The organism is uncultured Limnohabitans sp., assembly GCF_937889215.1.
Lineage (GTDB): Bacteria > Pseudomonadota > Gammaproteobacteria > Burkholderiales > Burkholderiaceae_C > Limnohabitans_A.
Window position 1 is genome coordinate 1 of the sequence record NZ_CALBEX010000504.1, and the last position, 6,271, is coordinate 6,271.

The following is a 6,271-nucleotide window of genomic DNA, read 5'->3' on the forward strand; positions in this document are numbered from 1 at the left end:
CCGTGCACAAGGTCACCATCATCCCTCGTGGCCGCGCTTTGGGTGTGACCATGAGCCTGCCTGAAAAAGACCGCTACAGTTTCGACAAAGAGTTCATGCTCAACCAGATCAGCATGCTGTTCGGTGGTCGGATTGCCGAAGAGGTCTTCATGCACCAAATGACAACTGGCGCCAGCAACGACTTCGAGCGTGCTACGTCGATAGCCCGTGACATGGTGATGCGTTACGGCATGACCGATGCGTTGGGCCCAATGGTTTATGCCGAAAACGAAGGCGAAGTGTTCTTGGGCCGTTCAGTGACCAAGACCACCAACATGAGCGAGTCCACCATGCAAAAGGTGGATTTGGAAGTGCGTCGCATCATTGATGAGCAGTACAGTTTGGCACGTCGCTTGATCGAAGAGCACAGTGACCAAATGCACGCCATGGCCAAGGCTTTGTTGGAATGGGAAACCATCGACAAAGACCAGATCGACGACATCATGGCAGGACGCGATCCCCTGCCTCCCAAAGACTGGACTCCCCGCACCCCTCCGTCCGGAGGCAACAGCGGTGGTGGCGACACCCCGGTGGTGCAAGCGGAGCCAGCCACCACTGCGGCTTGATTTTCCCTTGGTGATTCACACGACAGCGGGGCCTTCGGGCCCCGTTTTTCTTGGCTACGATGACTTCGTATTTTTGACCCACGAGGCCCATGATGCAATGGCAGACCACCCGATTTGAATTGGACCTTTCACGACCCTGGATCATGGGCATCGTGAACCTCACCCCCGATTCGTTTTCGGATGGCGGACAGCACGTTGATCCCGCTTATGCCCTGCGCCATGCCGAGCAGATGCTGCGCGATGGCGCTGGAATTTTGGATGTAGGAGCCGAGTCGACCAGGCCGGGTGCCAAGGCCGTGCCCTTGGCCGATGAACTGGCCCGTTTGTTGCCTTTTTTACGAGAGGCTATACGTTGGCAGGTGCCGATTTCGGTGGACACCTACAAACCCGAGGTCATGCAGGTGGCTCTGGATCTCGGGGTGGACATCGTCAACGACATCTGGGCATTGCGCCAACCCGGTGCCGAGCGTGTGGTGGCGGCTCACCCCTCTTGCGGTGTCTGTTTGATGCACATGCATCGCGACCCGCAAACCATGCAGTTGGCACCCATGAGCGGTGAGGCAGTGGCCGAGGTTGCCCATTTTTTGAACGCTCGCACTGAAACACTCCGAGATTTGGGGGTGTCTACCGCACGCTTGGTGCTTGATCCAGGTATTGGGTTTGGAAAAACCGCCGCGCAAAATTTTCAGTTGTTGGCCCAACAGGCACAACTGCTGCAACTGGGGCGGCCCCTGCTGTCGGGTTGGTCGCGCAAGTCATCTTTGGGCGCTTTATTGGCCGAAAACGGCCAAACACCGGACCCAAGCCACAGACTCACCGCCAGCGTGGCTGCGGCTTTGTTGGCCGTTGATCGGGGGGCTTCTGTGGTGCGGGTTCACGATATCAAGCCCACGGCAGATGCCCTCAAGGTATGGTTGGCTATGCAGTCTGAAAAGCTTTGATGCGCTGATGTCGGATCAGTGTTCCTGTCAGCAATTTGCGGAGGCTGGGCCGCTAAAATCGATGTTCTGGTTATCAAAATAAGGGCGGGTTCATGGCGAGACAATATTTCGGTACAGACGGCATTCGCGGCACCGTGGGCCAAAGCCCCATCACGCCCGATTTCATTTTGCGATTGGCGCATGCGGTGGGCCGGGTGTTGAAAGCTCAGGAAGCTCACCCCGTGGTGCTGATTGGCAAAGACACCCGAATTTCGGGTTACATGCTCGAAAGTGCGCTGGAGTCTGGTTTCAATTCGGCAGGTGTGGACGTGGTGCTGTTGGGCCCGATTCCAACGCCAGCGGTGGCCTATCTGACCCGGGCGCAGCGCGCTTCTTTGGGGGTGGTGATCAGCGCCAGCCACAATCCTTTTGCCGACAATGGCATCAAGTTTTTCAGTGCGCAGGGTAAGAAACTGCCTGATGCTTGGGAGGCGCAAGTGGAGGCCGCATTGCTCGAAGCGCCTGTCTGGGTGGACTCCGCTTCGCTGGGCAAAACCCGTCGCCTCAACGATGCCGCTGGCCGTTACATCGAATTTTGCAAAAGCACGTTCTCCAACGATTTGACTCTCAAGGGTTTGAAAATCGTGGTGGACGCCGCACACGGGGCCGCATACCAAATTGCGCCCAAGGTGTTTCATGAATTGGGGGCCGAGGTGATCGCGATCGGCTGCTCACCCGATGGCCTCAACATCAACAAAGAGGTCGGCGCAACCCACCCACAAGCCTTGGTTCAGACCGTGAAAGACCATGGGGCTGATTACGGCATTGCGCTCGACGGCGATGCAGACAGGTTGCAGTTCGTAGACGCTTCGGGTCGCTTGTTCAATGGCGATGAGTTGTTGTATTTGATGGTGGCTGACCGACTGGCCCGAGACGAAGCCGTGCCTGGCGTGGTAGGGACACTGATGACCAATTTGGCGGTTGAGTTGGCGCTCAAGCAGCGGGGCGTGCAATTCGAACGGGCCAAAGTGGGTGACCGCTATGTCTTGGAAGTTCTTCACGCAAAAGGATGGCTGCTGGGCGGTGAGGGTTCTGGCCATTTGCTGGCGCTCGACAAGCACACCACAGGGGACGGTTTGGTGAGTGCCTTGCAGGTGCTGCAAGCCTGTGTCGGCAGTGGACAAACCATGGCCCAGCTGTTGGAGGGCGTTGTGTTGTTTCCCCAAACTCTGATCAATGTCCGTTTGAGCCCTGGCTTTGATTGGAAAGGCCACCGACCTTTGTGGGAGGCCAAAGAGACTGCTGAGGCTGAGCTGGGAGCGTCGGGCAGGGTGTTGATTCGCGCCAGTGGCACCGAACCCTTGGTGCGCGTCATGGTGGAGGCCCGCGATGCGGCGCAGTCCCAGCAATGTGCTGAGCGCATTGCGGCCACTTTGGCTTGAGGGGTTTCAGCGGTCTGCTTTGTGGGCTTGAGGCCGAACGCCAAAATCAATAAATCAGCCGCTCTGGCTTGATCTCTTGCAAGATGGTTGTGGCAATCTCTTCAATCGACTTGGTGGTGGTGGACAGCCAGCGGATGCTGGACCGGCGCATCATGGCTTCTGCCTCTGACACTTCCATGCGGCAGTTTTCAAGGCTGGCGTAACGGGAGTTGGGCCGGCGCTCGGCGCGTATTTCGGCCAGCCGATCGGGGTGAATGCTCAATCCAAAAATTTTTTGCCGGTGAGGCACCAGGGCAGGGGGCAGCTGTTTGCGGTCAAAGTCTTCTGGAATCAAAGGGTAGTTGGCGGCTTTCAATCCGTGCTGCATGGCCAAGTACAAGCTGGTTGGGGTTTTGCCGCTGCGGCTGACGCCTACCAAAATCACATCGGCCGACTCCAGGTCTCGGTTGGACTGGCCATCGTCATGGGCCAGCGAGAAGTTGATGGCTTCGATCCGGTCGTGGTATTCCTGGCTTTTGCTCACATCCGAGAAACGGCCGATGCGGTGGTGTGATTTGATGCCCAATTCGCTTTCCAGGGGGTTCACAAAGGTGCCAAACATGTCCAGCAGCATGCCTTGGCAGTTTTCTTGCAGCACTTTGAGGACATCCATGTTCACCAAGGTGGTGAACACGATCGGTTTGTTGCCCTCGGCGTCGCCAGTGTGGTTGATTTGCCGAACCGCTTGGTGTGCTTTGTCGATGGTGTCGGTGAAGGGCAGTCGCACATGCCGGGTTTTCATGTCGAACTGGGCCAGTATGGCGTTGCCGAAAGTTTCGGCGGTGATGCCGGTGCCGTCTGAGACGAAAAAAACGGTGCGGTTTGACATGGTTGAGGTAATTTCAAATGGCGGAGTCAACAAGACCCCTAAAATCAGTCGATTATCCATTGCTGTCTATTCGGGGTTCCATTCAAAGAACAACAAAAACCCCGGTTGCGCCTTGGAGCCGGGTTTTAACTTTGGAGCTTTGTATGTCTGAACTTTTCAATGAGACCGCCTTGGTTGTTCCCTTTGAACAATTGCGCATGACCGACGTCGAGTCGGTTGGGGGCAAAAACGCGAGTTTGGGGGAAATGATTTCCCAGTTGCCTTCTGGCGTTCGCGTGCCCACGGGTTTTGCCACCACCGCCCACGCTTTTCGTCAGTTTTTGGCGTTTGGGGGCCTGACCGAGCGCATCAATGCGCGTTTGGACGCTTTGGATACCGAGGACGTGCGCGCCTTGGCCGCAGCGGGTGCTGAAATTCGCGCCATGGTCGAAGCCCAGCCTTTCCCGGCCGACTTGGCGCAAGCGATTCGCGAAGCTTTTGTGCGTTTGCAGGGCGACAACCCTGAGGCTTCGTTTGCGGTGCGCTCTTCGGCCACCGCCGAAGATTTGCCCGATGCGTCGTTCGCAGGCCAACAAGAAACCTTCCTGAACGTGGTCGGCATCGAGGACGTGCTGCACAAGATGAAAGAGGTGTTCGCCTCCTTGTACAACGACCGCGCCATCAGCTACCGCGTGCACAAGGGTTTTGCCCACGCGGACGTGGCCTTGTCGGCGGGTGTGCAGCGCATGGTGCGCTCCGATTTGGGTGCGGCCGGTGTCATGTTCACCATCGACACCGAGTCGGGCTTCGAAGACGTGGTGTTCATCACCTCCAGCTATGGCTTGGGAGAGACGGTGGTGCAGGGTGCCGTCAATCCAGACGAGTTCTATGTCTACAAGCCGATGTTGGCCGCGGGCAATCGCAGCGTGATCCGCCGTAACCTGGGCTCCAAGCTGATCGAGATGGTGTTTGCCACCCCCGCTGAAAAAGCCGCTTCGGGCAAGTTGGTCAAAACCACCGACGTGCCCACCGAACTGCGCAACCGCTACAGCCTGACCGATGTTGAGGTCGAGCAATTGGCCCGCTACGCGGTGGTCATCGAGCAGCATTACGGCCGCGCCATGGACATTGAGTGGGGCAAAGACGGCACCGATGGCTTGCTCTACATCTTGCAAGCGCGACCAGAAACGGTGAAGAGCCAAGCCAAAGGCACGCCAGAGCTGCGTTACAAGCTCAAAGGCAAAAGTGCCATCCTGGCCGAGGGCAGGGCGATTGGCCAAAAAATCGGCACGGGCCCCGTGCGCTTGGTGCACAACATCAGCGAGATGGACCAAGTCCAGCCCGGTGATGTGTTGGTGACCGACATGACCGACCCTAATTGGGAGCCCGTCATGAAGCGCGCCAGCGCCATTGTGACCAACCGGGGTGGTCGCACTTGCCACGCCGCCATCATTGCCCGAGAACTGGGAATTCCTGCGGTGGTCGGTTGCGGAAACGCCACCGAGCAACTTGCCGAAGGCACGCTGGTCACCGTCAGCTGCGCCGAGGGCGATACCGGCCACATTTACGACGGCTTGCTGGAAACCGAGATCAGCGAGATCCAGCGCGGTGTGCTGCCCGAGATCAAAACCAAGATCATGATGAACGTGGGTAACCCCCAGCTGGCCTTTGATTTTGCTCAGCTGCCCAATGCCGGTGTAGGCCTGGCCCGTCTGGAGTTCATCATCAACAACAACATTGGCGTGCATCCCAAGGCCATCCTGGATTACCCCGCCATCGACGCTGACCTGAAAAAAGCCGTGGAATCCGTTGCCCGTGGCCATGCGTCCCCCCGTGCTTTTTATGTGGACAAAGTCACCGAAGGCGTGGCCAGCATCGCCGCCGCTTTCTGGCCCAAGCCGGTTATCGTTCGTTTGTCGGACTTCAAGAGCAACGAATACCGCAAACTCATTGGCGGCAGCCGTTACGAGCCGGAAGAAGAAAACCCGATGTTGGGTTTCCGCGGCGCAGCGCGTTACATCAGCCGCGATTTTGGCGAAGCTTTTGCCATGGAGTGCGAAGCCCTCAAGCGCGTGCGCGGTGAGATGGGCCTGACCAACGTGCAGATCATGGTGCCCTTTGTGCGCACTTTGGGGCAAGCCGAAAAGGTCACCCAGCTGTTGGCCAGCCAAGGTTTGCGCCGTGGTGAAGAGGGCCTCAAAGTCATCATGATGTGCGAGGTGCCCAGCAACGCCATCCTGGCGGCGCAGTTCCTCGAGTTCTTCGATGGCTTTTCGATTGGCTCCAACGACCTGACTCAGCTGACTTTGGGCCTGGACCGTGACTCGGGCATGGAACTGCTGGCCGCTGATTTTGACGAACGTGATCCGGCGGTCACAGCCTTGATCTCGCAAGCCATCCAAGCCTGCTTGGCGCAGGGCAAATACATCGGCATTTGCGGCCAGGGCCCCTCGGACC

The 6,271-nt window shown here is 57.9% G+C and carries 4 protein-coding genes and 1 pseudogene; 4 read left to right on the forward strand and 1 reads right to left on the reverse strand.

All coding sequences use genetic code 11. The annotated features are described in order from the left end of the window. The 3 genes and pseudogenes from Q0341_RS12780 to glmM form a co-directional block, all read left to right on the forward strand. Nucleotides 1–605: pseudogene (locus Q0341_RS12780) on the forward strand (cell division protein FtsH); the annotation flags it as partial. A 92-nt stretch (nucleotides 606–697) separates the two neighbouring features. Continuing rightward, on the forward strand, nucleotides 698–1,546 hold the full coding sequence (folP, locus tag Q0341_RS12785; RefSeq protein ID WP_299513976.1) for a dihydropteroate synthase: 849 nt from the start codon (nucleotides 698–700) through the stop codon (nucleotides 1,544–1,546). A gap of 92 nt (nucleotides 1,547–1,638) precedes the next feature. Then, nucleotides 1,639–2,967 carry a phosphoglucosamine mutase gene (glmM, locus tag Q0341_RS12790; RefSeq protein ID WP_299513978.1) on the forward strand — a complete coding sequence of 443 codons (1,329 nt, stop codon included), beginning with the start codon at nucleotides 1,639–1,641 and terminating at the stop codon, nucleotides 2,965–2,967. Nucleotides 2,968–3,013: 46 nt separating this feature from the next. On the opposite strand, the gene Q0341_RS12795 is transcribed toward glmM, so the two are convergent. Beyond that, nucleotides 3,014–3,835 carry a pyruvate, water dikinase regulatory protein gene (locus Q0341_RS12795; protein ID WP_299513981.1) on the reverse strand — a complete coding sequence of 274 codons (822 nt, stop codon included), beginning with the start codon at nucleotides 3,833–3,835 and terminating at the stop codon, nucleotides 3,014–3,016. Between the two features lie 143 nt (nucleotides 3,836–3,978). On the opposite strand from Q0341_RS12795, the gene ppsA reads away from it, so the two are divergent. Beyond that, nucleotides 3,979–6,271: phosphoenolpyruvate synthase (ppsA, locus tag Q0341_RS12800; RefSeq protein ID WP_299513983.1), on the forward strand; the 2,293-nt coding region annotated here is incomplete at its 3' end.

What these genes read in the sequence shown, in the direction of transcription:
- glmM (WP_299513978.1), top strand. Translation starts at nt 1,639, where the DNA reads ATGGCGAGACAATATTTCGGTACAGACGGCATTCGCGGCACCGTGGGC.
- folP (WP_299513976.1), top strand. Translation starts at nt 698, where the DNA reads ATGCAATGGCAGACCACCCGATTTGAATTGGACCTTTCACGACCCTGG.
- Q0341_RS12795 (WP_299513981.1), bottom strand. Translation starts at nt 3,835, where the DNA reads ATGTCAAACCGCACCGTTTTTTTCGTCTCAGACGGCACCGGCATCACC.